We start from the raw sequence: 24,912 nt of genomic DNA, 5'->3' as shown, positions 1-24,912 counted from the left end.
CGAATTCTGTCATGCTCAGCGAGCAAGGCAGGGTCGCTCATTGCGCCATGGTTTTTCCCCTTCGTCGAGCTTACTTTGTTGCGGTGCAACAGATCGGCAAAGGAAGAACAAGATGTTTGGATCGGTCAAGAAAATTGCCCGCGCGCTACGCGGCCAGAGCATTGAAGATCGGGAATTGGCCTACCTCAACGGTGCTTCTGACAGGGTAGACCTGGAGTATCGCCAGCGTCAGATCGACCGCGGCATGTTCCGCAAGACATTCTGAATAGGCGAATTAAGAATCGACGTCGGACTGGTGTATCGACGGCTCGTCATGTGAGTCGTGACGGATCAGGATGCTCCGTGCTTGACCTTTGGGCGTGCAGTACTCCATTCATGGGGCAGTTGTCACACGCGCCGCCGGGACCCCTCCCGGGAGGAGGGAACCATGATCATCGGCATGGGGAGCGATCTCATCGACATCCGCCGGATCGAGAAGTCGCTGCAGCGCTTTGGTGAGCGCTTCACGCAACGCTGCTTTACCGACGTCGAACGCGCCAAGTCCGATCGCCGCCGCAATCGCGCGGAATCCTACGCGAAACGGTTCGCGGCGAAGGAAGCCTGCTCCAAAGCACTCGGCACGGGTTTGGCTCAAGGTGTGTTCTGGAAGGACATGGGTGTAGTCAACCTGCCGGGGGGCAAGCCAACAATGCAGTTGACCGGTGGCGCAGCCACCATCCTGGCCTCCCTGGTTCCTGCAGCCCATGAGCCGGTCGTTCATGTAACCATCACAGACGAATATCCCTACGCCCAGGCCTTCGTCATCATCGAAGCCATCCCCGTGGCGGATTGAGGCATTGCCGCGGATGGACGAAGCGTCTAGAGAAAGCGGCACTTCCTCAAGTTCGAGCGAGCAGAAAGATCCGACGTGTCCGATAGAGCCGACAAGAAGCACGACAGCGCCCTTTGGGAGAACATCAAAGTTATCATCCAGGCGCTGCTTTTGGCCATGGTCATCCGCACGGTCTTCTTTCAACCGTTCACGATCCCATCCGGATCCATGATGCCGACGCTGCTGGTGGGCGACTACATCTTCGTCAACAAGTTTAGCTACGGTTATTCGAAGTACTCCCTGCCGTTCTCGCCGGATCTCTTCGACGGTCGTCTGTTTGGCAGCGAACCTGACCGGGGTGACGTCATCGTCTTTCGCCTGCCGACAGACACCAATGTAGATTACATCAAGCGTTTGATTGGCCTTCCAGGCGACCGTATCCAGGTCAGAAACGGTGTGCTCTATGTGAACGATGAGGCGGTCCCCAAGCAGCCGAATGGCACCTTCACCTCCGATTACCGCCTGGACCCAGGTGCGGATGTCCCGGTATTCCGTGAAACGCTTGAAAACGGTGTCGTCTACGACACGCTGGATCAGGTCGAGAATTCGCGCGGCGACAACACCAGAGAGTTCATTGTTCCGGAGGGACATTACTTCTTCATGGGCGACAATCGCGACAACTCGCTCGACAGCCGCTTCGACGTCGGCTTCGTGCCAGCAGAAAACCTGATCGGCCGCGCCAGCGTCATCTTCTTCTCCCTTGGTAACGACACGTCATTCCGCGAGTTTTGGAACTGGCCGGCCAACATGCGGTGGGAGCGTATGTTCAAGAGTGTCGATTGAATGAAGCCGAGGGCGCTGTCAGCGGAGGAGAGATCGAAGCTCGAGTCGATCATTCGCCATGAGTTTTCCGACAAGCAGTGGCTGGACCGTGCCTTTACCCACTCCAGCGCAGGCTCCGGCAAGGGACCGAACTACGAGCGCCTGGAGTTCCTTGGTGATCGCGTCCTGGGGCTTTGCATCGCCGAACTGCTGTTCAAGTCATTCAAGAACGCCGCCGAAGGGGAGCTATCGGTTCGCTTGAATCAGTTGGTCAGTGCTGAAAGTTGCGCCGAGGTCGCCGATCGGCTGGAGTTGCATCACTTTATCCGCACCGGCGCCGATGTGAAGAAGCTGACCGGAAAGCGGATGCTGAACGTCCGCGCGGATGTGGTGGAAAGCCTTATTGCTGCTCTCTACCTGGATGGCGGATTGGAGACTGCGAGGTCATTCATTCTTCAGCACTGGAAGGATCGTGCCACCCGCGCCGATGGAGGCCGGCGGGACGCGAAGACCGAATTGCAGGAATGGGCCCATGCGAATTTCGCTGTGACGCCGTCCTACAGGGTGGACGATCGGACGGGTCCGGATCATGATCCGCGCTTCACCGTTACCGTCGAGGTAACGGGCGTTGCACCTGAGACCGGCGTCGAACGCTCCAAGCGCGCGGCGGAACAGGTCGCAGCGGCGAAGATGCTTGAACGCGAAGGCGTATGGCAGAAGCCTACCGTCGAAAGTTGATTGGAACTATGACAGACAACGAAAGCAAGGTCGAAGAACTGGAAGCGGGGCCGACCAAGTCGGGCTTCGTGGCCCTCATCGGAGCGACCAATGCCGGCAAGTCGACGCTGTTGAACCGGCTCGTCGGAGCGAAAGTCTCGATTGTCAGCCATAAGGTCCAGACGACGCGGGCAATCGTCCGCGGCATCGCGATCCATGATAATGCGCAGATCGTCTTCATGGACACGCCCGGCATCTTCAAGCCGCGCCGCAGGCTCGACCGCGCGATGGTAATGTCGGCCTGGGGCGGCGCAAAGGATGCCGACCTGATCATGCTTCTGGTCGATAGCGAGCGGGGTATTCGCGGCGATGCTGAAGCCATCCTTGAGGGATTGAAGGACGTTCATCAGCCGAAGATCCTGATCCTGAACAAGGTGGACCGCGTGAAGCCAGAGGACTTGTTGACGCTGGCCGCTGCCGCAAACGAGGCGGTCTCGTTCGAGCAAACTTTCATGATATCGGCGACGACCGGTTCAGGCTGCGATGATTTGATGAACTTCCTGGCCCAGCGCTTGCCGGAAGGGCCTTGGTACTACCCGGAAGATCAGATCTCCGATTTGCCGATGCGCCAGTTGGCCGCCGAGATCACCCGCGAGAAGCTCTTCCTGCGCCTGCACCAGGAGCTCCCCTACGCCTCGCATGTCGAGACCGAGAAATGGGAAGAGCGCAAGGATGGCTCCGTTCGCATCGAGCAGGTCATCTATGTTGAGCGTGAAAGCCAGAAGAAGATTGCCTTGGGCAAGGGCGGCGAGGCAATCAAAGCCATCTCGACGGCGTCACGCAAAGAACTCCAGCAGATCCTGGAGCAGCCTGTCCACCTGTTCCTCTTCGTCAAGGTCCGGGAGAACTGGGGAGACGATCCGGAACGCTTTCGCGAGATGGGCCTCGAATTCCCGAAAGGATAATCGCGCCCTGGAAGCTGCCGCGTCTTTCCTCGAAGCAGCCTTTAACGGTTAATTCTGCCGATCCATCAACGCCTTCACCTCAAGGTATCGGCGGCGGTTCTCCGGTTCCTGCTCGTTTTCAGAGTAGCAGGCACTGGAAATGCAGAAGCGCGTGAGATTGAAGGGGGGCGTAGCGCTTCCGAATTGGCATTCGATCTCATTGGTGAAATCCGTGGGCTGCGGATCAGGGCGGGTGGAATAGGTCAGACGCGCTCCTGGCGGATCAAGCTCGGGAAAAGACTGGACAACGCCCGTCTTGATTGTTGGCGTCAGGAGGAAGTTCTGAGCGACGGCAAGGCAGGCCTGCTCCAGGTCCGGCGATTGGGCGGCTGCGGGAGAAGCCAGAACAAGCAGGGCGAACGGAAGATACTTCATGAGAGCTCCTCGATGGGATGTCGGCGGTGCAATTCCGAAGAAGGTCATTTTGTTCCAACGCCATCTGCATTTCGCCACGTTGTCGAAAGATGTTGCAGTTCGGCAAGAGTGATTCAGGATCAGTCGCTTATCGGCTAAGATGGAACCGTAACGAGAGGAACCTAAAGCACTCCATGCAGTGGCAGGACGAAGCGATCATCATCGGCGTGAAGCGGCATGGCGAAAATAGCGTCATCGCAGAATTGATGACGCGCAGCCGCGGAAGGCACCTCGGGCTGGTCCGATCGGGCCGGTCCCGGGCCATGCAACCTGTCTTGCAGCCGGGAAACCGGGTGGAGGTTGTGTGGCGGGCACGTCTCGACGAACACCTCGGCGAGTTCAAGCTTGAGCCCTTGCGATTACGCGCGGCCCGATTGATGGAAACGGCGACCTCCGTCTACGGTGTACAGGCGATGGGCGCGCTCCTGCGCCTTCTACCGGAACGGGACCCACATCCGCATCTCTATGAGGCCCTGGACGTAATCCTCGAAACAATGGACGATGTGGCGGATGCTGGCGAGCTCCTCATCCGCTTCGAGTTGGCGATTTTGGATGACCTCGGCTACGGACTCGACCTCACCGAATGCGCGGCAACGGGCTCCCGCGAGGATCTTGTTTACGTATCTCCGAAAAGCGGCCGCGCCGTTTCCAGTGCCGCGGGGGCGCCTTATGCTGACCGTCTCCTGACCTTGCCCTCGTTCTTGAACGAGGGTGCGAAGGCGGCTGCGGATACAGAGAGCATGGCAGCCGCGTTCCGTCTGACCGGTTACTTCCTGCACCGTCACATCTACGAGCCGCGCGGGATCACGGAAAATACCGCCCGCGACGGTTTCATCCAGGCGGCGTTGAAGGCGCTGGCGGCTGCTCAGCGGAATGGCGCCGAGGCGGAGCCTCAGGCTGGCACTGTCGCAAGCTGAGGCCGTTCAACGGGCTGCTCGCGGATCGGCCAGTGCACGATGGCGGCGAAGACTCCCAGTCCCACGCCGAGCCACCATACCGGATCGTAGGAGCCAAAGCGGTCGTAGAGATAGCCGCCCATCCAAACGCCCAAGAAGGAGCCGATCTGGTGGGACAGGAAGACGAGGCCGCCGAGAAGGCCGAGATGTCGGGTGCCGAACATGATCGCAACCAGCGCATTGGTTGGCGGAACCGTCGATAGCCAGAGCAGACCCATGACCATCGCGAAGATCACGACCGAGATAGGCGTCTGCGGCAGGAGCAGGAAGGCAGTCACTGCAATTGACCGGCCGATATAGATGTAAGCAAGGAAGTAGGGTTTCGAATAGCGCTGGCCGATGTAGCCGGCTGCGAGTGAGCCGATGATGTTGAAGAAGCCAATCAGCGCCATTGCAATCACGGCATAGCTCGCTTCAATTCCGATGTCGCCGAGATAGGCCGGAAAATGCGCCGTGATGAAGGCCACCTGGAACCCGCAGACGAAGAAGCCGGTGGTGAGCAGGACGTAGCTCTTATGGCCGAGCGCTTCTCTGAGGGCCTCTCCGACCGTCTGCTTGAATGCTGCCTGGGACTGGGTTCCTGAGGAGGCGTTGCCGCGCAACGGATAGGCGAGCAGCGGCACGATCAGCATCATGATCGACAGCGCCACGAGGCTGTCCGACCAGCCGAGCGCATTGATCAGTCCCTGGCTCAAGGGCGCAAACAGAAACATTCCAGCGGAACCGGCGGCCGTGCCGAACCCGAAGGCCATGGACCTCTGCTCCGGCGTTACGTGCCGTGCAAAGGCAGAAAGGATCACGCTGAACGAGCCGGCGCCGATTGCCATTCCGACGAGGACACCGCCGCCGATATGCAGCCAGACGGGCGCATCCGCGTACGCCATCAGCAGGAGGCCTGCCGCATACATCAGGCCAGAGCTCACCAACACGCGCCCGGTACCGTATTTATCGGCCAGGGCTCCAAAAAACGGTTGGCTCAACCCCCAGAACAGATTTTGAAGAGCCATTGCCAGCCCGAAGGTCGAGCGGTCCCAGCCAGTGTCCGAAAGCATGGGGAGCTGGAAGAACCCCATTGCCGAGCGTGGGCCGAAGGTCAGTAAGGCAATGAGGCAGCCGGCGATGATGATCAGCCATGGCATGGGGGACTTGGCAGCCTGCGTCATGGCGGTACCTCCTGGGATGACACGAGGTTTCGACCATAACGCTCCACCAGCCATTGCCAAAATCAGTTTTGTAGAGGGCATCTATCACTAAGATTGATAGCCGCTCAGAGGTCTCCGCTCGGATACATCTTCAGCAGCTTTTTTCCGGCACGCGCCTCCCGGTAGATCGTGAACAAGCCGGCGCACACGACGATGATGGAGCCGACGACCATGTTGAAGCCGAGCGTTTCACCATAGATGAACACGCCAATCATGGTGACGAGCACGAGCTGCAGATAGGACATGGACTGCACAATCACCGCGTCGACATAGTCGAAGGCGCGGATCAAAAAGTAGTGGCCGGCAATGCCGGAAGCACAAAGAGCGGCCATCCAGTACGCGTCGTTGCCTGAAAAGCTCGACCAGTAAAAGGGTCCGACAAGGGTGATCGCGACTGCGCCCGCCACGCCGGTGTAGAAGAAGCTCGTCGTGGCGGTGTCGGTCCGGCTCGCGAGCCGGGTCGTGATAGAGTAAAGGCTGTAGATCACCGCACCTGCCATCGGCAGCAGCGTATTGAGGTCGAAGCCGCCGGCATCCGGCTTGAGGATCAGGATGACCCCGACAAAACCGATCATGATCGCCGTCCAGCGGCGCCATCCCACGCGCTCGCCCAGGAGAGGCATCGACAACAACGCGACGAGCAAGGGCGCCGATTGGAAGACCGCCTGGCTCTGCGACAGGCCCACGGTCGCGAAGGCCATGATGGCGACCACGATCTGCACCGCAAGCAGGACGCCGCGCAGGATCTGCAGGACCGGACGGCTTGTCGTGGCGTTAGCAACGAGCCCGCCGCTGGAGCGGCTCGCCAGCACGATGGCGAAGGCGGCGAACGCCCAATACCGCATCATGGCAATGAAGATTGCCGGATAATTGTCGGCGAGATGCTTCGAGACGCCGTCCTGAATGGAAAAGATCGTTACTGCCAGAAGAGCAAATGCAAGGCCGGTTGCCCGAGATGTCATGCGGCATGTGTCCCTGAGAAGGCTACCGGACCCGGATTCGTCGGCAGGCTAGGAGAGCTGGCAGGTTGTCTGACAACCGGCGCTGAACATAGCGCTCCCCGAAGAAGAGGCAAGCCAGAAATCAGCGACGCTTGATCGCCCAAGGCGCCTCCCTCATCGCGCGCACTTTCACGTCGTCCCCGACGGAAATCCGGCCTGCGGTTCTGGGGACGGCGTTCCACCCGAAGAGCGGGCCGGGCACGCGACGATCAGCCGACATGCGAATGCGACCCATCGCCGGCATCGGACTTGCCACTTCCCTTGACCCCGTCCGCTGATCTTGCGTGGTCATGATGCAACGGGTGCATGGCTTCACCAGATCTAGGATCAGGGTGCCGATCTCGATCGTTCCCCACCCATCCTCAGCCCAGGCCTCATTCGTGGCGAGCACGATGTTCGGTCGGAAGCGATCCATGCCCACTTCGCCTTCGCCGTGGGCCACCATGTCCGCGTTAAGAGCGGCGAGCGAGGCGGTGGTGGTGACGAGGATTTGGTACCCGTCTGCGAAAGTCACAGGCGTGCCCTCGCCAGCCCACTCGCGGCTTGCCTCTCGCTGAGACTGTTCGTCGAAGAAGACGAGCCGGGCCTTGCGGCCAAGCCAGCCGGTGATCTTGCGGTTGATTGCGTCATCGGCAACGGCAGCGCTGACAGGCGATTTCCAGATAACGACATCCGTCCGGCGTTCAGCCGGAGGCTGCATGACCACGATCTCGTCTGCTCCATCGAAAGCCAAGCGGACCGATCCTTCCGCGAGCCGTACATCCAGCCTCGCAAGCACGGGAAAATCGCGCTGGGTGATGAAGTTGCCCTCAAGATCAACGAGCATCATCCGCCGATCGCCAGGAATGCCCTCTGGTCCAACCGCAGCTTCGTCCAGCGCAATGCCTCTGCCGCTCTTTAGGGGGTAAAGGTTCAAAGCGGCTATGTGCATGGGAAAAAACTCTCATATCTCGTCAAGAAACAGATCAAGAACGTGTTTCAAACGCGCATGCCGCGCTTCGGCAAGCGCGCGGCCGGTAGCCGTTTGAAAGCCCTCGCTCAGTTTGAACAGCTTGGTTTCGAAATGATCGATGGCGAATGCCTTGTCGTCGAGCGGTCGGGCCTTGGCCAGTGGATCGGAGGGATCATAAAGGCCCGAGCCCATCCGCCCCGCAATATAGAAGCAACGGGCGGCTCCGATCATGCCGATGGCGTCGAGACGATCGGCATCCTGGAGGATTTTCGCCTCGAGCGTCTCCGGCGCAATACTCGCGGAGTAGCTGTGCGTGATGATCGCATGAGAAACTGCCGATATTCTTTGCTCCTCCCACGAGAGCGCCGACAGGATCGCCTTTGCTTTTTCGGCGGCCAGCCGCGACGCCTGCGCCCTCAGTGGGGAATTCTTCTCAACGGCCACGCAGTCATGCAGCATCACTGCTGCCGCCACGAGCTCTGCGTCTCCGCCTTCGCTGGCGTGGATGCGCATGCTGTTGCGGAAGACACGAAGCAGGTGAGCCACATCATGGGAACCATCATCGCCCTCCGTTGCGTGTGGAAGAAGCGAACGTGCCAAGGCTCCATAGGGCGCAAAGGCTGTGGCGATCATCGATCTTGCCCCTGCGGAGGCTGCGGATCGAATGGTTCGAGGCGGGGCGCGCGAGCAAGGATCTTCTGGTAAAACAGGCCAATCCCGATCAGCACCGCCCCAAGGCCGATGAAGGAGAGGGCACGCAAGATGCCTTCGAGGTTTGACATGTCGATCAGGAAGACCTTCAGCACGGTGACCATCACGAGGCCGGCGGACGCCAGCCTCATGGCGCGCGCGTTTAACCTCGAGCCGAGAACCAGGAGCACGACGCCGATCAGAAGCCAGACCACCGAATAGCTATAGGTCTCGTCCGGAAGAAAGCCTTTCCAGTCCGCGATGTTTTCCCCCTGCCAGAACCGGCGAACGGATAGGGTGGCCCAGAGGAAGCCGAGCACGGCGCCGGATGCTGCCAGCATGGCAACGTAAGGCCGGGGGCGTTTGTCGCGCGCATAGGCGGCGAGACTGGCATAAGCGAGCGCCGGCAGGAGATAGCTGATCAGTAGTAGGTTCACGAGGGGCCATCTGCCCGTGCTTTCGCCGCTGAAGTAGGGGTTCAGTGCGAGAACGTGCATGGACAGGACGTTGAGGGTCGCAATGGCGCCAGCGATCATCGAGCCGTAGCGGAAGACCGGGCTAGGCGCGCGGCGGTCCAGGGTCATCAAGGCACCCGAGAATCCGATCGTCAGCAGGGTGTAGATCGACTGCTCGCCGAGAGACGGCAGGCGGTCGTCCAGCACGCCGCCGTTCATCGCGTGTCGCACCAGGATTGCCACGGTCATCAGCACCATCAGAGATGCAAGTGCTTGCAGAAAGTTGCGGATACGCAGATCCGGCCAATGGCGCAGCTCGTATGCCGCCAGCACGGCAAGGAGCGCCGGGATACCGTATCCGGGAAGAAGCGCGTTCCAGAACGGCGTGGTGCCGAGTTGCTCTGGCCCTACCATCGTGGGCTCCCAGGCAATGCGTGCGAAGATCAGCAGCAAGCCTCCGGCCATGGCCCAGGGAAGTGCCGGCCACCGGCGCCAGCGGGTTGCGGCGAGATAGGCGAAGCCAAGGAAGGCCAAGAGCACCGTCGTCACCAGGCCATTGGTCACGGCGTGCAGCGCAAATGCAAAGGCAGCAAAGGAGCCGACAACCAGCAGATTGGCGGGGCGGCTGCTCAGATCCTCTTCCTCGTCTTGCGCGAACTGCCATTTGGCGATGGCAACGAGGACAGCGCCGACCACGATCCCATGGAGCCCGTGCAGCCAGTCACGGGAAAGCATGCCGAAATTGAGGAAACTGATCGTCGCCAGGGTCACCGGGACAGCGGACATCAAAACGCTCCAGATGACGCTGAGCTTTTCGTCCTCCCGGCCGAGGCGCTTGAGGAAAACCAGGCCGAGAAGGGTGAAGATGGCGCCAAGAATGAGGCTGATGGCGATCTCGGCAATGAAGGCTGGTGCAGCGTCGGCAGTTCCCTCTCCTGCCGCGACCGGGAGGTAGTTGAGACGTGTCAGCGCAAGGAGCCCAACGACAGTCACCGCACCGGTGGCGGACAAAAGGATGGGCCAGACCGCATACCGCCGCCCGGCGCCCAGCGACGCCAATGCCGCGACCAGTCCCGCTGCAGCGAAGGCCGCGTCTATCGACTGCGTATCCCATACGGCGAGCAGGGCGATGGCAGGCAAGAGCGTCGCGATCGATACGGCAAGCCCGATCCCGAGTGGCCGCCGGCGGAGCAGGTTCCGCCATCCTCCCTCGGCGATGGGATATGTTAGCCCCGGCCAGACGAAGCCCGTGCCCGCAATCATGACGAGCAGCGCAAACACCGGCGGTAGCGGGTCGATGCCATCTGTGTTGAACAGATAGGCAATGGTCCAACAGGCGAGCCCCAGATCAGCCAGCGCCGGCAACAACAGCCAGCCGCGCAAGCGCGACGCGGCCGCCACGGCAAGCCAAACGATGGCGAGGAAGCCGAACAGCACGACAGCATTGGGGGCGGTACTGGCCACCAGGGCCGGTGTAACCAGTGACGCGGCAAGACCGAGCGCCGCCAGGCCCTGTCCGTGAAGGAGGGAAAGGGCAAGGGTCGAGAGGGATATCGCCCCGAGCAAGGCAAAGGCGAGGGCGGCTCCCATGAACTCGTAATAGCCATGAGCCGCATAGGTTGTGCCCAGAAGCGTGACAGCGCCGGCGGCGGTCAGCGCACCGGGGATCATCGCGTTGCTGTAGCGCGCTGCCACCTGCGGCAACGCCCGCCGTCGGACAACCTCCCCGAGCAGAAAGAGCGACAGCCCGAAGACGGCGGCAAGCGACAGCCGCGCCTCCGGCCCGAGAAGGCCGCTTTCGATCGAGTATCGGATAAGGAATATTCCGCCAAGAGCGAGAGCAATCCCACCGACCCATACGGTCCAGCGCGCGCCAAGGCTGCTTTCGAAGGTTTCCCGGACCTGCGGTGTTGCTGCCTCGGTCTCCGCTGACACATGGTCCTGAGCAACGGTCTCACGTGCCGCCGCCTCCACTGGCGCCGGTTCCAGCCGTACTGCTCGATGTTCCTTCACGTCCGTCCGGGAATCATCCGCCTTGAGATTGTACGGAGCCTGCTGTTCTGCGGGCGCGGTTAAATCAAGCCGTTTCCTCAGGGACGTCAGTTCATCCTCGACCCTCGCCAGTCTTTGCGACGTCTTGCGCTGCCAGGCGACGCCGAGCACGATTACGATGAGCAGCAAGAGATCCATGCAGTCGTCCCCGGTGAACGCGACGCTTATAAAGGATCGCCTGCCATTTCGGAAAGGGACACACGTGCAGGTTTATTCAGCGACCAGAGGGAACGAGCGTCGACGCCGCGCAGCAACAGCGTGGTGTAGACGAGGGTACTGTGACGCTCATATCACTGCAGTGCACACAATGTGGACTTTCGTTGGCGCTGGTGAATTTCTGTGCATTCGGGACTTGCGCGAATGATGAAATCACGTTTGATTGGAGTCCTTAAAAAATAACGGGGAACAGCAATAACATGTTCACACGCAGAAGCTTGACCAAGTTGATGATGGCGGCAAACCTGGCTGTTGCAGTGGGGGTCTCGACGCCCGCTTTGGCCGAGACTTCAGTAAAGTTCACGCTCGACTGGAAGTTCGAGGGTCCTGCTGCCGGATTCCTGCTGGCCGTCGACAAGGGCTACTTCAAGGACGAAGGTTTGGATGTCACGATCGACAGCGGGAATGGCTCAGTCGAGGCGATCCCGCGCGTGGCCACCGGCACCTATCAGATGGGCTTCGGCGATATCAACTCGCTGATCAAGTTCCTCGACGAAGATCCGTCGCAGAAGGTCAAGGCCGTGATGATGGTCTACGAGCGGCCGACCTTTGCCGTGGTGGGTCGCGAGTCGCTGGGCGTGACGCAGGATCCGAAGTCGCTGGAGGGTAAGACGCTCGGCGCGCCGCCACCGGATGGCGCGTTCGCACAATGGAAAGCGTTCAAGGAGGTTGCCGGCATCGACGACAGCAACATCACGATCGAATCCATCGGATTTCCAGTTCGCGAGCCGATGCTTGCGCAAGGGGATGTAGACGCCGTCTTCGGCTTTGCCTTCTCGGTGATCCTGAACCTCAAGGCGCAGGGCATCGAAGACGATGATATCGCCACGATCCTTATGGCCGAAAATGGCCTCAATCTCTATGGCAACGCTGTGCTGGTGAATTCCGACTTCGCCGCTGAGAACCCGGAGGCCGTCGAGGGCTTTCTCAGGGCACTCGCCAAGGGCTTCGCCGACGCCGTTGCCAATCCGGAGGAGGGCGTAGCTGCCGTACTCACGCGCAATGAGACGCTAAATTCCGACATCGAGCTTGAACGCCTCAATATGGCAAACTCGATGAACATCAAGACCCCCTATGTCACCGAGAACGGCTTCGGCGGCGTCGACATGGAGCGGCTTGGAGCGTCGATCGATACGCTGAAGGTATCCATGGGCCTGAAGGGCAATGTCACGGCCGACCAGGTGTTCGATTCGAGCTACCTGCCTCCAAAGGAAGAGCGGATGCTCCCCTGATCCGCAGGAGGGAGGGCCTGAGGCCCTCTCTCCTCCCGACAGTTCCGTTAAATTGGAGAGTGCCATGTCGCACCTCGTTTCGATCGATGATGTCGACATGCGCTATGGCGGAGCCGACGGAACGCTTGCCGTGTCCGGTCTTACTATGCGCGTTGCCAAGGGAGAATTCGCGGCGGTCGTGGGACCTTCCGGTTGCGGTAAGTCGACCCTCATGAAGCTCGTGACCGGTCTGTACATCCCGCAGCGGGGCACTGTCATCGTCGCCGGGCAGCAGGTCACGAAACCGGTCTCTATCGTCGGCATGGCCTTCCAGAACCCGACCATGCTGCCATGGCGCACGACGCTGGAGAATGTGCTCCTGCCGCTTGAGATCGTTGAAAAGCACCGCCACCGGCTACGTGCGAACAAGAAGGAATATGTGGAGCAGGCCGAACACCTGCTGGAACTTGTGGGGCTCAAGGGCTTCGGTTCGAAGTTCCCGTGGCAGCTTTCGGGCGGCATGCAACAACGCGCCAACCTCTGCCGTGCGCTGATCCACGAGCCGGACCTACTGATGCTCGACGAACCCTTCGGCGCGCTTGACGCCTTTACGCGGGAGGAACTGTGGTGCGTGATTCGCGACCTCCATGCAGCACAAGGTGTCACGATCGTTCTCGTCACTCATGATCTGCGCGAGGCCTCGTTCCTGGCGGACAAGATCTTCGTAATGAGTGCCCGCCCTGGCCGCATCCTGCGTGAGCGCGTCGTGACCTTCCCCCGTCCGCGCGACCTTGAACTGATGTACGAGAAGGACTTCAATGCCCTCGTGCATGAGCTTCACGGCGAGATTGCAACGGCGAGGCAGGCGGCATGACAATTGTTGCACAAGACCCGCCGACACCGGACAGACCCCGGCTCAGGATCAATTGGGTCAGAGCCGCCCCGTGGCTTTATACGATTGGTCTTTTCCTCGCATGGGAACTGCTGGTGGTAGCGCTTTCCATGCCGGTAACCATTCTGCCGGCGCCAAGCCGGATATTCCAGGCGATCCTGCAGTACTGGTCGCCGATCTGGAAGAATTCGCTGCAGACGCTGTTCACCACGACGCTCGGCTTCGCGCTCGCGGTGGTCGGGGGTCTTGCGATCGGCCTCTTTATCGGCTGGTCGAGGACCATCTACGCGGGGCTCTATCCCTTGATGATCGGCTTCAACGCGATCCCAAAGGTTGCCGTGGTGCCGATCTTGGTGATCTGGTTCGGCATCGGCACGATCCCGGCTGTTATCACCGCCTTCCTCATTTCCTTCTTCCCGATCGTTGTGAACGTGGCAACCGGCCTCGCGACGATCGAGCCCGAAACGGAGGATGTTTTACGGGCGCTTGGCGCGCGCAAGATCGACATCATGCTGAAGGTCGGCGTCCCGCGGTCGATGCCTTATTTCTTCGGGTCCCTGAAGATCGCCATCACGCTCGCCTTCGTGGGTTCGGTCCTCAGTGAAACCGCGGCCTCCAATTACGGACTCGGCAATATGATGAGTTCGGCGCAGAGCCAGTTCAACGTGCCGCTGGTCTTCGCGGGGCTGCTGATGCTCGCAGTCGAAGGCATCGCTATGTATGCGTTGATGGCCTGGATCGAACGACGAATGACCGGCTGGGCACACCGGTCCACCATGTCGCATTAGAAAAGGCGGCGGAGCGGAAACCTCGCGCAGCCGCTCCGCCGCGTCCTCGCCATCAGGTTCGCGCCGAATCCGGATCGTCCGACATCTGCAACAATGTCGGAGGTCCGCTCTCGCCGGATGGGGCGTGGTAGGTGACCTGAGGGTAGGGGATGGTGATGCCCTGCTTGTCGAAAGCTTCTTTGACAGCCTTGGTGATGTCGCGGCTCGTCATCCACCAGACGGAGCTGTTGGCCCAGTAGCGGAGTGCAAGCACCACCGAGCTGTCGCCGAGATCCATGACGAAGGCAGACGGCTCCGGCGTGTCCAAAACACGCTCATCCTTGCGCACGATATCAAGCATGATGGCGATCGCTTTGTCGATATCGTCCTCGTAGGCGACGCCGACCTTAAAGTCGTGCATGCGGGTGGACAGGCGGCTGTAGTTTGTGACCGGCACGTTCCAGAGAAGCGAGTTGGGCGCCAGCCGGTAAAGCCCGTCATAGGTTTTCAGTTCCGTGGCAAACAGGCCGATGTCCTGCACGATGCCGTTGATGCTACCGGTGTCGATATATTCCCCGACGCGGAACGGGCGCAGGACCAGAAGCATGATGCCGGCGGCAATGTTCTGCAGCGTGCCCTGAAGGGCCAGTCCAATGGCAAGACCGATAGCGCCAAGCGCCGCGAGGATCGAGGCCGTCTGCACCCCGAACTGGCCGAGCACCATGACGACGACGATGACGAGGATCGCATAGCGGATGGTGTTGGAGAAGAATTGCGCCAGTGTGGCATCAATACCGTGGATGCGGGAGAGGCCACGATAGGCCCAGCGACTGATCAATCCGGAGGCGACCCACCCCACCACAAGCAAGATGATGGCACCCAGGATAGAGAAGGAATACTGGACGGCGAGGGCGGTCAACTGGGCCAGTGCGGCGCGCGTTGCGACCACGAAATCCGATGCTTCTTCCATGTCCCTGGATGCTCCTTTGACGCCGCGACCGGTATTTGGGGCGTATGCTGCAGAGGTCAAGGAAGCAGAAGAGATCGTGTCAGATGTTAGTGCAACATCTTGAAATCAGAGGTCAAACAGCGTCGGACTTCATCCGGATCGGCAACACGAACGAAGCCCTCCCGTCGGTGTCTCTGCCTCGCCCGATTGCCTTGATGGCCTTGATCAGCCGGCCCTCCCGTCCGAGGAGTTGATCGCCGAACTCGATGAGGCGCGAATTCGGAGTGGCATGCGGGGCTGCAGCCCGAAGCCGCATTGCCAGCGCCATGTCGTCTTCTTCCGGATCGACCGCCAGCGAGGCAATTGCGGCTGCCGCCGGTGAACGCGAGACCCCCATCCAGCAATGGATGACGATCGGCGCCCTCCGGTCCCATTGGCGCACGAAATCGATCAAGCGCTCCACATGCTCCTCCGCTGGCGCAACGAGATCTCCGGTTCCGGCGAAGGAGATATCGTTCATCTTGAGCGTGAGATGTCGGTCGGCTGCAATGAGGCCCGGACGATGAAAATCCTGCTTCTCGGCGATCAGGCTGATCAGGTGGCTCGCCTTGTGACGCACCGCCAGTTCCGCAATGCTTGCCAGCGGACATACAATGATGGCGCTCATGGCAGCGCAGCCGGAAGGCGCTCGGCTTCAAGCTCGGCGAACCGCTTGAGAAACAGCGACTGTGCCTCAAGTGCAGGCATGGGCTCCAGCGGCAGCATCTCCTTGGTGATCCCGCGCGGCTGGCCGAAGAACCTGCGCGCTTCCTCGATCGAAAATCCGGCAAGCACTGTCGCCTCGAAAAAGGCCGCGATGGTGTCCGCCTTCTTGATCAGTGCCTTCAACTCCCGGCTGGGGTGGGCCGGTAGCGCGAACCGTAGGTGGATCGCCGCCTCGAGGCGATGCTCCACGCTCTTGTACCCGCCGCCGACGACCGACTTGAAGGGAGAGATCATGTCGCCGATGACGTATTCGGGGGCATCATGCAGGAGCGTCATCAGTTGGCTCTGGCAGTCGGTATTGTTGCAGCGGCGGAAAATCTCCTCGACCACCAGGCAATGCTGGGCAACCGAAAATGCGTGGTCTCCACGTGTTTGGCCGTTCCAGCGTGCGACTCGGGCAAGTCCGTGGGCGATGTCGGAGATTTCGACGTCGAGCGGCGAGGGGTCGAGCAGGTCGAGCCGTCGCCCGGAGAGCATGCGCTGCCAAGCGCGCGTCATCTTGGTGGTGCTCACGGATCGGTCTCTTCGCCGGAAGGAAAGGCGAGACCCGTCCACTGCGGGAGCGTTGCTGTCACGGAAATCTCTCCAGCCAGCAACGGGGTACCGGCGGCAAGAGCTGCGCCAACCCGATCGACCCGCACCATGCCCAGGCCCTTGCGCCCGCTGACGGTGCCAAGTGTTCCAACAGACTTGCCGCCTGCGGTGATCTCAGTGCCGGATGGCGGGAGATCCCTCTCCGATTCAATCTGGGCCAAGCGGCGGCGGGCCGTTCCTCGGTGCTGCATGCGCGACACAACCTCTTGGCCGACATAGCAGCCCTTTCGGAATGAAAGGCCGCCGTTGAGGTCCATCAGGATGTCGTGGGGAAACGCGTCCTGCAGGGCATAATCCGCACCGGAGGCGGCAACGCCAGCTTCAACGCGAAGTGCGTCGTAATCCCCCTGCGTGTCCGTCCCAACGTGGCCCGGCAGCCGGACCAGTCGGATCCCGGCCTTTGCAAACCGCGCGTCCGCAGCGCCGTCGCCGTTTTCGTCCTCGCCCCAAAGCACGGTCACCCCTGGGCTGTCAGCGACTATGATTTCCACTGGCGAGCGCAGCTTGTACATGGTCAATCGGCGCAACAAGGCATCAGCCTGAGCTTCATCCGTCTCGATGATGAACCTGTCGCCGTTCCGCCAGATGATGAAGTCGAACAAGACCTTGCCTTGGGGTGTCAGGAGGGCGCCGGGCCGTGCCTCCCCGGTGGCGAGCGTGGCGACGTCCGTAGTGATCAGGTTCTGCAGGAACTGTTCTGCCTCCTGGCCGGAAATGTAAAGGATGTGTCGCGCGTCGAGGTAAGCGGCTGGCATGGCATAGACTCGGAGGGTTTTGGTGCTGATCCCAGTTAGGTATTCGCCGGCGGCGCAGCAAGCCCACGCATGCGCCGTCAATCGCCGCCGGTAAAGGACGTCCACTCACCTTCGGGCGTGATGGCGAGCCGGTAGAAATTGTAGTTCCCGCCTTCTTCCATTCCCATCAGGTCGCCGAAGGTGATGATGCGCAAGAGCTCCACCCGTTCCGGGGGCGTCAGCGAGCCAAGTGGCTTGCCGACGAAGTAGGGCCAGACGTAAACTTCGTCAGGCGTGCCGACATCCAGACGTGCGGCGCCCGTGGAAAGGATGTCGAGGATAATAGCAAGGATCTCCAGACCGTCCGGATCTCCAGAAAAGCTTTTTATTGACTCTATCGCGTCAGCAATATCCCCAGGGACCTGCGTCGGTCTGGATCCCGAATCCGTGAGTGGCCGCAGCCGTTCGTAACTACCGGAAGCCGCCGCCTCGACGATCAATTCGCGCATTCGCTTTACCGGTTCGGGAAGCTGCGACAAATCCCTGATGATTTCGACACCCATGGCGTCGGCATCCTCATTTGCAGAATCGGTTTGAGTGGTGACAGATCGATTGATCAGAGGATCGGGGAGCGGAATTCCGGATGGTGCCTCACTGCCAACCTCCGGGGCGCTTCTCTGCTCATCGGGAGCGGCGCGCAATTCCGAGAGAGCTTTCGCCTGAGGTGGGGTGAGTGCGGCAACGCAGAGTGCGAGAGCCACAAGCGCTAAGGGAAGCTTTCGAGGTGAAGGAGGTTCCGGAGCTCTGCCCATCGGAAGACCTCGCACCTACTGGATACGACGTTCCGGGGAGAATTCACCTGAGAGCATGCGTTCGCGCAACTCTTCGAGCATGGCTTCGGCGCCCTGTTCTCCATGAATGCGAATCGTTTCTCGCATGGCAAGCGCAAAGGCAGCATCGGCAATGATCTCAGGCTCGATACCGTCGGCGACCCCATCGGCCCAGGCTTCGTTCTGGTATTCCAGGGCCACCTGCATCTTCTCGTGGACGATCATGTCGTCGATATCGTTGCGGCCAGTGTGCATCATATCTTCCTCGGTTACCCGCGGGTTACTCGGTTGTTAAGAACTCTAGCAGCCTTTTACCAAAACGACACGGCTTGCTGGCGAAAGAGGTAAATAATGCCCTAATTTCCGAAGCGGGCAGCAATTTCTGCAGCAAGTGTTGCGCCTTCGTTACGGTGGCGTTCCTCGGCGGTGCGCGCCGCATCCGTGCACGTCGTATGGATCGACGCGAATGAGCGATAGCCGCGATTGAAGGCGGCGGTAAGGCGCTCGCGCCGCTTCGGCTCCGTCGCTGTGTCTGCGTTCAGCAGCTCCTGCATCGACTGTCGCCAATTTCCGTCCTCTCCGCCGCAGAGCGTGCGCAGGTAGTGGATTGATCCCAGTATCTCCGCCAGCCGTGCCAGTTGCTCGTCATAGGGTGCAGGCTTTTCCTCTACAGCCGGGGCAGGAGTGGGAGAGGGAGGCGGTTCCTGCGCGGCAAGCGGAAGAGCTGTCGCAGCAAGAATCATGAAGCTGGCGCAAAGGCGCAGGACGGTCGGCATATGTCTCTCGCGATAGCTCGTCATTTCAGCGCCCCGCCGCGAGCCGTTCGGCGCAATCAAGCACGCTCGGCGGCACAGGCAGGCTGCGAATCTCGTCAAGCGTATACCACCCCTGATCCGCCGCATCATCCGCCGCGATTGCTTCGGAGGAGACATCCGCCTTCACCAGGAAGACGGACAGAAAGAAATGGCTCTCGATCTCTCCGTCTCGCGCCTCGGTTCTTAGATCATAGGTGGCGAAGAGTTCTGGATGGAAGGCGGTGATGCCGGTCTCCTCGCGAAACTCCCGCAGGGCTGTCTCTGCCGGCGTTTCCCCAGGCTCGGCGCGGCCCCCCGGAAACGCGAAGAGATCCGCAGCCGGAGGATTGCGCCGACGGATAAGCAGGAATCGCCCCTCCCGCTCAAGCACGGCTGATGATGCCATACGTGGAGACAGAGGTGGCGCAACATCGGGCTGGTCATTCATTGCCGCTAGACTAGAAACAATGCTCATAAAAACAACTCCGGGTGCGCGATGAACGCCTATCTTCTTTTTGCGGCTGCGGCACTGGCGGAGATCGCCGGTTGTTTTGCCTTCTGGGCTTGGGTGCGCCTCGACAAGCCTGTCTGGTGGCTCGCCCCAGGCATGGTGTCGCTGGCGCTCTTCGCTGTGCTACTCTCCCTTGTGCCAAGCGATGCCGCAGGACGAACCTATGCTGGGCTATGGAGGCATCTACATCCTCGCATCCCTCCTATGGCTTTGGCTGGCGGAGGGCCGGATCCCGGACCGCTGGGATATCAGCGGTGGAGCGATCTGCCTCGCCGGCGCCTCGATGATCCTCTTCGGCCCGCGTGGCTGAGCGACCGGCTTGACCGGCCGGAACCCTGGTGCAATGACATCTGCATGTGTGGACGCTATGCCCTGACCGCGACGCCGGAAGACATCCTGCAGTTTCTCAGCGTCATCGACATCGAAGACTTTCCGCCGCGCTACAACATCGCGCCGACGCAGCCGATCCTCGTGGTTGCGGCCTCGGAGCGGGAGAGGCCGGGGAGCAACCTTCCCGAGCGGCGCGCCCTGCTGGCCCGCTGGGGCTTCATTCCTGGTTGGGTGAAGGATGCCCGCGACTTCCCGCTGCTAATCAATGCCCGTGCGGAAACGGCGACGGAGAAGGCATCGTTTCGTGCGGCGATGCGCCATCGGCGCATTCTCATTCCCACCTCCGGCTTCTATGAATGGCGCAGACCCCCGAAGGAAACGGGACTTCCGTCACAGCCTTACTGGATTCGGCCGAGACGCGGTGGCTTGCTCGCATTTGGCGGTCTTCTGGAGACATATGCTTCCGCCGACGGTTCCGAAGTGGATACGGCCGCGATCCTGACCACGAAGGCTAACGCGACGATCCGTGGCATTCACGACCGCATGCCGGTGGTGGTCCCGCAGGAGGAATTTGCCCGCTGGCTCGACTGCAAGACGCAGGAGCCGCGCATGGTAGCCGATCTGTTGCAGCCGGCGGCGGATGATCTCTTCGAGGCTGTGCCGGTCTCGGATCTCGTCAACAAGGTCGCCAACATGGGGCCGGAACTGCAGAAGCCGATTTCACTTGCCGATCCCGTTGCGCCTCCAAAGACACTCGGACAAATGTCGTTCTTCTGACTCGTTCCCTCTCTGCTCACAGGCTTCTAGAATGGTTTCCGCTATCCTTTCCGGCTTCGCTCTCGGAGCGTCGCTGATCATCGCCATTGGTGCCCAGAACGCCTTCATCCTGCGTCAGGGCCTGATCCGCCGCCACGTCTTTGTTCTCTGTCTCATATGCGCTCTTGCCGATGCGCTTCTTATCGCCGCCGGGGTTGCCGGCCTTGGAACAATCGTCGCGCAGTCGCCCCTGCTGATCACGATCGTGACCTGGGGAGGAGTGATCTTTCTGGGTGCTTACGCAGTAAAGGCCTTCCTGCGGGCATGGCGGCCAACCGCCATGGTAGCGGGCGCTCCGGAAGGCACGACTCTGAAGGCGGCGGTGTTGACCTGCCTTGCCTTCACCTTCCTCAACCCGCATGTCTATCTCGACACGGTCGTGTTGCTGGGTAGCCTGTCGGCGGCGTTCGAAGGAAGGGAGCGGCTGGCCTACGGCGCCGGCGCCGTCATTGCGTCCTTCGTCTGGTTCTTCTCGCTTGGCTACGGCGCGCGCTTGCTCGCGCCGTTGTTTGCCAGACCCGCGGCATGGCGGGCTCTGGATGTCCTGATCGGGATCATCATGAGCCTGCTCGCGCTCGGACTGCTGGCGAGCCTCGGAAAGGCGGCCTAGAGTGTCAGCCGGCCGGCTTCAACGCCTGCTTCGGCTTCAGCATCAGCGCAGCAGCGACAACCGCCTTCAGCGCCAAGGGACGGTAGGGGTGCGGCTGCTCGGCCTTGGGCTGTTGTGCAGGCGCGCTCTTCTGGTTCGACATGTGGTTTTCCTCACGCAGGCGATACGGACGTCGACGCGTCCTTCTGCGCGATGTGAATCCCAATCCGGGCGGAATAGTGGCGTTGATGCCGGCTACAAAAAGCCGAATGCGGGAGAGACAGATTTGCGCGGACGAGTGTTGCTAAACCAGCGCAATCTTGCCGCCGACGCCTCAGACGTCGGCTTCGTCTTCCTCGATGGTCAGCGTGCCGTAACGCCGGTGCCAGAGCCGTGCGCTGAACGGCAGGAAGGCCATGTAGGCAATCACGCTGACCACAAGGACCTGCCAGGTGTAGCTCATCAATAGCGCCACGTAGAGCACCCCGACGAGCAGGATCGGCAGCATCTGGTCACGGCGCACCTTGGTCTGCGACTTTCCGGACCAGACCGGCACGCGGCTGACCAGCAGGTAGCCGATCAGAACCGTGTAGGCGACGCTGCCGTAGACAAAGAGCGGCGAGGGCTCGAGACCCAGGAAGCCCAGATAGACCGGCAGAAGCACCAGAACAGCACCAAGGGGCGCGGGGACGCCCACGAAGAATTCCGACTGCCATGGCGCCTTCTCCTGGCGCTCCTCCATCACGTTGAATCGGGCGAGCCGCAGGCCAGCGGCGATCGCATAGATGAGGGCAGCGATCCAGCCGAAGGAACGAGCATTGTCGAGCAGGAAGGCATAGGAAACGAGGGCAGGAGCGACACCGAAATTGATGATGTCGGCAAGGGAATCCATCTGAACGCCGAACCTTGAGTTCGCTTTCAGGAGTCGCGCAATTCGCCCGTCTATGCCGTCGAGGAAAGCGGCCAGGAGGACCATGGCGACGGCGAGTTCGAAGCGATCCTCGAAGGCGAGTCGGATGCCCGTAAGGCCCGCGCAGATGGCAAGAACCGTGATCAGGTTCGGCACCATGAGTCGGAGCGGAATTTCCCTCAGTCTTGGGCCTCGGCCGCTGTTGTCGGTCCGCGGCGTCTCAGATGAGGGAACGGGCGTCTCCATGGGATCTCCTTGCGGTTTAGCTTCGGCGGCTGATGGTCGGGCCCTTTGTCGAGCCGAACTCGGCGATCACCGTCTCGCCGCCATAAGTGCGCTGGCCAACCGAGACGCGCGGCTGCGCACCGGGTGGCAGAAGCACGTCGAGACGCGAGCCAAAGCGAATGAGGCCGAAGCGTTCCCCGGCATTGACGGGCTCAGTTGGCTTGACCCAGCAGATGATCCGGCGTGCGACGAGACCGGCGATTTGCACCACGCCGATCCGGCCATGCCGCGTCTCGATCACCATGCTGTTGCGTTCGTTGTCCTCGCTCGCCTTGTCCAGTTCCGCATTGACGAACTGGCCGGCTCGGTACTGGATGTCCGTCACCTGACCCCGAACCGGGGAGCGGTTGATGTGGCAGTCGAAGACGTTCATGAACACTGAGATACGCAGCATCGGCTCGGTGCCGAGGTTGAGTTCCGCCGGCGGAACGACCATCTGCACGGAGGACACACGGCCATCGGCCGGGCTCAGCACGAGATCGTCATCCTGAGGGACGACGCGTTCGGGATCGCGGAAGAAATAGGCGCACCACAGCGTCAGGACCAGACCGATCCAGAAGAGTGGTTCGGCAATCCAGCCCAGGATGAGCGAAACCACGAAGAAGATGGCGACGAACACGTAGCCTTCCTTGTGGATCGGCACGAGTGTGTTGCGGATGGTGTCGAACAGATTGATCAACCCGGATCTCCTGAATTTGCAGCTAACGCTGACTACTAGCAAACCGTTTTGGGGGCAATGCGGTTCCGCCGGACCTCATTTGGCCGGCGCAAGCCGCATGATGACGCCGAGGTCGTCGCTGTCGCGCACCTGGCGCAAGTGCTCCTCGGCCTGAGTGGCTTCACGCTGCCGGTTCCACATGGAGGCGTAAAGCCCGTCGGCGGACAAGAGGTCGGCGTGGGTGCCGCGTTCGGCGATCTTCCCGTCTCGCAGCACGATGATCTCATCCGCGCCGATGACGGTTGAAAGCCGGTGCGCGATCACCAGCGTCGTGCGGTTCTTGGACACGATGTCGAGCGCCGACTGGATCTCCTGTTCGGTGGTTGTGTCCAGCGCAGACGTTGCTTCATCCAGGATCAGGATCGGTGGTGCCTTGAGGATCGTGCGGGCGATCGCCACGCGTTGTTTCTCGCCGCCGGAAAGCTTCAGGCCGCGTTCGCCGACCATGGTATCAAACCCATGGGGTAGGGCGCGGAGGAAGGTTCCGATCTGAGCCACTTCCGCCGCAGCGGAAACTTCCTCGTCGGTCGCCGATGGGCGGCCATAGCGGATGTTGTAGGCGATCGTGTCATTGAACAGCACCGTATCCTGCGGGACCATGCCAATCGCGGCCCGCAGCGACTGCTGCGTCACCGCGCGCACATCCTGGCCATCGATGGTGATCGCGCCGCCCTGCACGTCGTAGAAGCGGTAGAGAAGCCTCGAGATCGTGGATTTGCCGGCGCCCGATGGCCCGACGATCGCGACCGTCTTGCCGGCAGGCACGTCGAACGAAAGTCCCTTGAGGATCGGCCGATCCGAGTCATAGGCGAAATATACGTCCTTGAACGAAATGCTGCCTTGGCGGATCTGCAGTGGCTGCGCATCCGGCCGATCCTTCACTTCGGCTTCGACCTCAAGGAGATCGAACATCTGCTCGATATCGGTCAGCCCTTGGCGGATCTCGCGGTAAACGAAGCCGATGAAGTTGAGTGGTACCGAAAGCTGTAGCAGCAGAGCGTTGACGAAGACGAAGTCGCCGATTGTCTGTTCGCCGCGCTGGACAGCCAGTGCAGACATGACCATCATCACGGCCATACCGAACCCGAAGATGACGCCTTGGCCAAAGTTCAACCAACCAAGCGACGTCCACACCTGCGTCGCCGACTTCTCGTAGCGGGCCATCGAGGAATCAAAGCGGCGCGCCTCCATGTCCTCATTGCCGAAGTATTTGACCGTTTCGAAGTTGAGGAGCGAGTCTATCGCCTTGGTATTGGCATCCGTGTCGCTGTCGTTCATCGAGCGGCGGATAGAGATGCGCCAGTCGCTCGCCTTGACGGTGAACCAGACATAGGCCCAGACGGTAATTGCCGTCACCGCCACATAAGTGAAGCCGTAGCTGATCCAGAAGATGATCGCGGTCAACACGAACTCGACCAGCGTCGGCACGGAGTTCAGGATGGTGAAGCGGACGATCGTCTCGATGCCCTTTGTGCCACGCTCGATGATGCGCGACAGGCCACCGGTCTTGCGTTCCAGGTGGAAGCGCAGCGACAGTTTGTGCATGTGAACGAAGGTCTTGTAGGCGAGCTGGCGCACCGCATGCTGCCCGACGCTGGCAAACAATGCGTCGCGCAACTGGTTCAACCCGACCTGAAGGATGCGGGTGAGGTTGTAGGCAATCACCAGCACCACGGCCCCAAGCAGGAACACCGGCAGGAGACCGGCCATGTCGAGCTCGCCGTTGAGCGCGTCCGTCGCCCATTTGAAGAAATAGGGAACGCCAAGCAGAACGACCTTGGCGAGGAAGAGGAAGAAGGTTGCCCACACCACGCGGAGCTTCAGGTCACCGCGTCCATGCGGCCACATGTAGGGCCACAGGTTGACAAGGGTCGACAGCGGATTGCTGGAATCCGCCGAGACGGTCTTCTTACGGTTGTTCATTA

General features: G+C 60.9%; 29 protein-coding genes and 1 pseudogene. 12 read left to right on the top strand and 18 right to left on the bottom strand.

Features of this window, described 5'->3' with window-relative positions:
* Positions 1-112: 112 nt before the first annotated feature.
* The 5 genes from LXM96_RS17605 (at position 113) to era (ending at position 3,315) form a co-directional block, all read left to right on the top strand.
* On the top strand, positions 113-265 hold the full coding sequence (locus LXM96_RS17605) for a DUF3563 domain-containing protein (protein WP_239999866.1): 153 nt from the start codon (positions 113-115) through the stop codon (positions 263-265).
* A gap of 162 nt (positions 266-427) precedes the next feature.
* Positions 428-832, top strand: a complete 405-nt coding sequence (gene acpS / locus LXM96_RS17600; protein ID WP_239999865.1) for a holo-ACP synthase — start codon at positions 428-430, stop codon at positions 830-832.
* A 75-nt stretch (positions 833-907) separates the two neighbouring features.
* Complete coding sequence (gene lepB, locus LXM96_RS17595) at positions 908-1,654, top strand: signal peptidase I (RefSeq protein WP_239999864.1); 747 nt, start codon at positions 908-910, stop codon at positions 1,652-1,654.
* Positions 1,655-2,371, top strand: coding sequence for a ribonuclease III (gene rnc, locus LXM96_RS17590; protein ID WP_239999863.1), 717 nt, complete (start codon positions 1,655-1,657; stop codon positions 2,369-2,371).
* Positions 2,368-3,315 carry a GTPase Era gene (gene era / locus LXM96_RS17585; protein WP_394801990.1) on the top strand — a complete coding sequence of 316 codons (948 nt, stop codon included), beginning with the start codon at positions 2,368-2,370 and terminating at the stop codon, positions 3,313-3,315. Before rnc ends, era begins: the two co-directional genes overlap by 4 nt.
* A 48-nt stretch (positions 3,316-3,363) precedes the next feature.
* Here era and LXM96_RS17580 read toward each other — a convergent pair whose 3' ends face one another.
* Positions 3,364-3,729, bottom strand: a complete 366-nt coding sequence (locus LXM96_RS17580; RefSeq protein ID WP_239999861.1) for a hypothetical protein — start codon at positions 3,727-3,729, stop codon at positions 3,364-3,366.
* A gap of 173 nt (positions 3,730-3,902) precedes the next feature.
* Here LXM96_RS17580 and recO point away from each other — a divergent pair, with 173 nt between their 5' ends.
* Complete coding sequence (gene recO / locus LXM96_RS17575) at positions 3,903-4,685, top strand: DNA repair protein RecO (RefSeq protein ID WP_239999860.1); 783 nt, start codon at positions 3,903-3,905, stop codon at positions 4,683-4,685.
* Here recO and LXM96_RS17570 read toward each other — a convergent pair.
* From LXM96_RS17570 to LXM96_RS17550, 5 genes are all read right to left on the bottom strand, one after another.
* Entirely contained in the window at positions 4,661-5,887 is a 1,227-nt protein-coding gene (locus tag LXM96_RS17570) for an MFS transporter (RefSeq protein WP_239999859.1), read from the bottom strand. The two genes, recO and LXM96_RS17570, sit on opposite strands and share 25 nt — an antisense overlap.
* Positions 5,888-5,991: 104 nt before the next feature.
* Positions 5,992-6,888 (bottom strand): DMT family transporter, encoded by an 897-nt coding sequence (locus LXM96_RS17565; RefSeq protein ID WP_239999858.1) that lies wholly within the window; start codon positions 6,886-6,888, stop codon positions 5,992-5,994.
* Positions 6,889-7,009: 121 nt separating this feature from the next.
* Positions 7,010-7,858, bottom strand: coding sequence for an MOSC domain-containing protein (locus tag LXM96_RS17560; RefSeq protein WP_239999857.1), 849 nt, complete (start codon positions 7,856-7,858; stop codon positions 7,010-7,012).
* A gap of 12 nt (positions 7,859-7,870) precedes the next feature.
* Entirely contained in the window at positions 7,871-8,512 is a 642-nt protein-coding gene (locus tag LXM96_RS17555; RefSeq protein WP_239999856.1) for an HD domain-containing protein, read from the bottom strand.
* Positions 8,509-11,214, bottom strand: a complete 2,706-nt coding sequence (locus LXM96_RS17550; RefSeq protein ID WP_239999855.1) for a DUF2339 domain-containing protein — start codon at positions 11,212-11,214, stop codon at positions 8,509-8,511. Before LXM96_RS17550 ends, LXM96_RS17555 begins: the two co-directional genes overlap by 4 nt.
* Before the next feature lie 308 nt (positions 11,215-11,522).
* Here LXM96_RS17550 and LXM96_RS17545 point away from each other — a divergent pair, with 308 nt between their 5' ends.
* From LXM96_RS17545 to LXM96_RS17535, 3 genes are all read left to right on the top strand, one after another.
* Complete coding sequence (locus tag LXM96_RS17545) at positions 11,523-12,524, top strand: ABC transporter substrate-binding protein (RefSeq protein WP_239999903.1); 1,002 nt, start codon at positions 11,523-11,525, stop codon at positions 12,522-12,524.
* Positions 12,525-12,588: 64 nt separating this feature from the next.
* Positions 12,589-13,377, top strand: coding sequence for an ABC transporter ATP-binding protein (locus tag LXM96_RS17540; protein WP_239999854.1), 789 nt, complete (start codon positions 12,589-12,591; stop codon positions 13,375-13,377).
* A complete protein-coding gene (locus tag LXM96_RS17535; RefSeq protein WP_239999853.1) occupies positions 13,374-14,183 on the top strand; it encodes an ABC transporter permease in 810 nt (269 codons plus the stop codon). Before LXM96_RS17540 ends, LXM96_RS17535 begins: the two co-directional genes overlap by 4 nt.
* 52 nt (positions 14,184-14,235) lie before the next feature.
* On the opposite strand, the gene LXM96_RS17530 is transcribed toward LXM96_RS17535, so the two are convergent.
* The 8 genes from LXM96_RS17530 to LXM96_RS17495 all read right to left on the bottom strand — a co-directional run bounded on the left by LXM96_RS17530 (position 14,236) and on the right by LXM96_RS17495 (position 19,276).
* On the bottom strand, positions 14,236-15,132 hold the full coding sequence (locus LXM96_RS17530; protein WP_239999852.1) for a mechanosensitive ion channel family protein: 897 nt from the start codon (positions 15,130-15,132) through the stop codon (positions 14,236-14,238).
* Between the two features lie 112 nt (positions 15,133-15,244).
* Entirely contained in the window at positions 15,245-15,778 is a 534-nt protein-coding gene (locus LXM96_RS17525) for a tyrosine phosphatase family protein (protein ID WP_239999851.1), read from the bottom strand.
* Entirely contained in the window at positions 15,775-16,374 is a 600-nt protein-coding gene (locus LXM96_RS17520; protein ID WP_239999902.1) for a YfbR-like 5'-deoxynucleotidase, read from the bottom strand. The genes LXM96_RS17525 and LXM96_RS17520 overlap by 4 nt, the downstream gene beginning before the upstream one ends.
* 11 nt (positions 16,375-16,385) lie before the next feature.
* Positions 16,386-17,225, bottom strand: coding sequence for a CAF17-like 4Fe-4S cluster assembly/insertion protein YgfZ (gene ygfZ / locus LXM96_RS17515; RefSeq protein WP_239999850.1), 840 nt, complete (start codon positions 17,223-17,225; stop codon positions 16,386-16,388).
* Between the two features lie 77 nt (positions 17,226-17,302).
* Positions 17,303-18,016, bottom strand: coding sequence for a hypothetical protein (locus LXM96_RS17510; RefSeq protein ID WP_239999849.1), 714 nt, complete (start codon positions 18,014-18,016; stop codon positions 17,303-17,305).
* A 15-nt stretch (positions 18,017-18,031) separates the two neighbouring features.
* Positions 18,032-18,289, bottom strand: a complete 258-nt coding sequence (locus LXM96_RS17505; RefSeq protein ID WP_239999901.1) for a hypothetical protein — start codon at positions 18,287-18,289, stop codon at positions 18,032-18,034.
* 101 nt (positions 18,290-18,390) lie between these two features.
* Positions 18,391-18,834 carry a TIGR02301 family protein gene (locus LXM96_RS17500; protein ID WP_394801989.1) on the bottom strand — a complete coding sequence of 148 codons (444 nt, stop codon included), beginning with the start codon at positions 18,832-18,834 and terminating at the stop codon, positions 18,391-18,393.
* 1 nt (position 18,835) lies between these two features.
* Complete coding sequence (locus LXM96_RS17495; protein ID WP_239999899.1) at positions 18,836-19,276, bottom strand: NUDIX hydrolase; 441 nt, start codon at positions 19,274-19,276, stop codon at positions 18,836-18,838.
* A 48-nt stretch (positions 19,277-19,324) separates the two neighbouring features.
* Here LXM96_RS17495 and LXM96_RS17490 point away from each other — a divergent pair.
* The 3 genes and pseudogenes from LXM96_RS17490 to LXM96_RS17480 all read left to right on the top strand — a co-directional run bounded on the left by LXM96_RS17490 (position 19,325) and on the right by LXM96_RS17480 (position 21,095).
* Positions 19,325-19,649 (top strand): annotated as a pseudogene (locus LXM96_RS17490) (YnfA family protein).
* Between the two features lie 44 nt (positions 19,650-19,693).
* Positions 19,694-20,446 (top strand): SOS response-associated peptidase, encoded by a 753-nt coding sequence (locus LXM96_RS17485; protein WP_239999848.1) that lies wholly within the window; start codon positions 19,694-19,696, stop codon positions 20,444-20,446.
* A 31-nt stretch (positions 20,447-20,477) separates the two neighbouring features.
* On the top strand, positions 20,478-21,095 hold the full coding sequence (locus LXM96_RS17480) for a LysE/ArgO family amino acid transporter (protein ID WP_239999847.1): 618 nt from the start codon (positions 20,478-20,480) through the stop codon (positions 21,093-21,095).
* A 4-nt stretch (positions 21,096-21,099) separates the two neighbouring features.
* Here LXM96_RS17480 and LXM96_RS17475 read toward each other — a convergent pair whose 3' ends face one another.
* The 4 genes from LXM96_RS17475 to LXM96_RS17460 form a co-directional block, all read right to left on the bottom strand.
* Positions 21,100-21,237, bottom strand: coding sequence for a hypothetical protein (locus LXM96_RS17475; RefSeq protein WP_239999846.1), 138 nt, complete (start codon positions 21,235-21,237; stop codon positions 21,100-21,102).
* 171 nt (positions 21,238-21,408) lie between these two features.
* Positions 21,409-22,230, bottom strand: coding sequence for a CDP-diacylglycerol--serine O-phosphatidyltransferase (gene pssA, locus LXM96_RS17470; RefSeq protein ID WP_239999845.1), 822 nt, complete (start codon positions 22,228-22,230; stop codon positions 21,409-21,411).
* A 16-nt stretch (positions 22,231-22,246) separates the two neighbouring features.
* Positions 22,247-22,945 carry a phosphatidylserine decarboxylase gene (locus tag LXM96_RS17465; protein WP_239999898.1) on the bottom strand — a complete coding sequence of 233 codons (699 nt, stop codon included), beginning with the start codon at positions 22,943-22,945 and terminating at the stop codon, positions 22,247-22,249.
* A 78-nt stretch (positions 22,946-23,023) separates the two neighbouring features.
* Complete coding sequence (locus LXM96_RS17460) at positions 23,024-24,910, bottom strand: ABCB family ABC transporter ATP-binding protein/permease (protein WP_239999844.1); 1,887 nt, start codon at positions 24,908-24,910, stop codon at positions 23,024-23,026.
* Positions 24,911-24,912: the final 2 nt, after the last annotated feature.

The sequence above is a fragment of the Rhizobium halophilum genome (assembly GCF_021648825.1).
Taxonomy (GTDB): Bacteria; Pseudomonadota; Alphaproteobacteria; order Rhizobiales; family Rhizobiaceae; genus Neorhizobium; species Neorhizobium halophilum.
This window is presented reverse-complemented; position numbering and strand designations above follow the sequence as displayed.

Coding starts and splice junctions, on each gene's coding strand:
- LXM96_RS17460 (WP_239999844.1), bottom strand. CDS start 24,910: ATGAACAACCGTAAGAAGACCGTCTCGGCGGATTCCAGCAATCCGCTG.
- LXM96_RS17565 (WP_239999858.1), bottom strand. CDS start 6,888: ATGACATCTCGGGCAACCGGCCTTGCATTTGCTCTTCTGGCAGTAACG.
- LXM96_RS17485 (WP_239999848.1), top strand. CDS start 19,694: ATGTGTGGACGCTATGCCCTGACCGCGACGCCGGAAGACATCCTGCAG.
- LXM96_RS17505 (WP_239999901.1), bottom strand. CDS start 18,289: ATGCACACTGGCCGCAACGATATCGACGACATGATCGTCCACGAGAAG.
- LXM96_RS17570 (WP_239999859.1), bottom strand. CDS start 5,887: ATGACGCAGGCTGCCAAGTCCCCCATGCCATGGCTGATCATCATCGCC.
- LXM96_RS17500 (WP_394801989.1), bottom strand. CDS start 18,834: ATGACGAGCTATCGCGAGAGACATATGCCGACCGTCCTGCGCCTTTGC.
- LXM96_RS17520 (WP_239999902.1), bottom strand. CDS start 16,374: ATGACGCGCGCTTGGCAGCGCATGCTCTCCGGGCGACGGCTCGACCTG.
- LXM96_RS17605 (WP_239999866.1), top strand. CDS start 113: ATGTTTGGATCGGTCAAGAAAATTGCCCGCGCGCTACGCGGCCAGAGC.
- LXM96_RS17560 (WP_239999857.1), bottom strand. CDS start 7,858: ATGCACATAGCCGCTTTGAACCTTTACCCCCTAAAGAGCGGCAGAGGC.
- recO (WP_239999860.1), top strand. CDS start 3,903: ATGCAGTGGCAGGACGAAGCGATCATCATCGGCGTGAAGCGGCATGGC.
- LXM96_RS17480 (WP_239999847.1), top strand. CDS start 20,478: ATGGTTTCCGCTATCCTTTCCGGCTTCGCTCTCGGAGCGTCGCTGATC.
- LXM96_RS17550 (WP_239999855.1), bottom strand. CDS start 11,214: ATGGATCTCTTGCTGCTCATCGTAATCGTGCTCGGCGTCGCCTGGCAG.
- LXM96_RS17495 (WP_239999899.1), bottom strand. CDS start 19,276: ATGAATGACCAGCCCGATGTTGCGCCACCTCTGTCTCCACGTATGGCA.
- LXM96_RS17530 (WP_239999852.1), bottom strand. CDS start 15,132: ATGGAAGAAGCATCGGATTTCGTGGTCGCAACGCGCGCCGCACTGGCC.
- LXM96_RS17475 (WP_239999846.1), bottom strand. CDS start 21,237: ATGTCGAACCAGAAGAGCGCGCCTGCACAACAGCCCAAGGCCGAGCAG.
- LXM96_RS17510 (WP_239999849.1), bottom strand. CDS start 18,016: ATGGGCAGAGCTCCGGAACCTCCTTCACCTCGAAAGCTTCCCTTAGCG.
- LXM96_RS17540 (WP_239999854.1), top strand. CDS start 12,589: ATGTCGCACCTCGTTTCGATCGATGATGTCGACATGCGCTATGGCGGA.
- LXM96_RS17555 (WP_239999856.1), bottom strand. CDS start 8,512: ATGATCGCCACAGCCTTTGCGCCCTATGGAGCCTTGGCACGTTCGCTT.
- LXM96_RS17525 (WP_239999851.1), bottom strand. CDS start 15,778: ATGAGCGCCATCATTGTATGTCCGCTGGCAAGCATTGCGGAACTGGCG.
- rnc (WP_239999863.1), top strand. CDS start 1,655: ATGAAGCCGAGGGCGCTGTCAGCGGAGGAGAGATCGAAGCTCGAGTCG.
- ygfZ (WP_239999850.1), bottom strand. CDS start 17,225: ATGCCAGCCGCTTACCTCGACGCGCGACACATCCTTTACATTTCCGGC.
- LXM96_RS17545 (WP_239999903.1), top strand. CDS start 11,523: ATGATGGCGGCAAACCTGGCTGTTGCAGTGGGGGTCTCGACGCCCGCT.
- pssA (WP_239999845.1), bottom strand. CDS start 22,230: ATGGAGACGCCCGTTCCCTCATCTGAGACGCCGCGGACCGACAACAGC.
- LXM96_RS17580 (WP_239999861.1), bottom strand. CDS start 3,729: ATGAAGTATCTTCCGTTCGCCCTGCTTGTTCTGGCTTCTCCCGCAGCC.
- acpS (WP_239999865.1), top strand. CDS start 428: ATGATCATCGGCATGGGGAGCGATCTCATCGACATCCGCCGGATCGAG.
- LXM96_RS17535 (WP_239999853.1), top strand. CDS start 13,374: ATGACAATTGTTGCACAAGACCCGCCGACACCGGACAGACCCCGGCTC.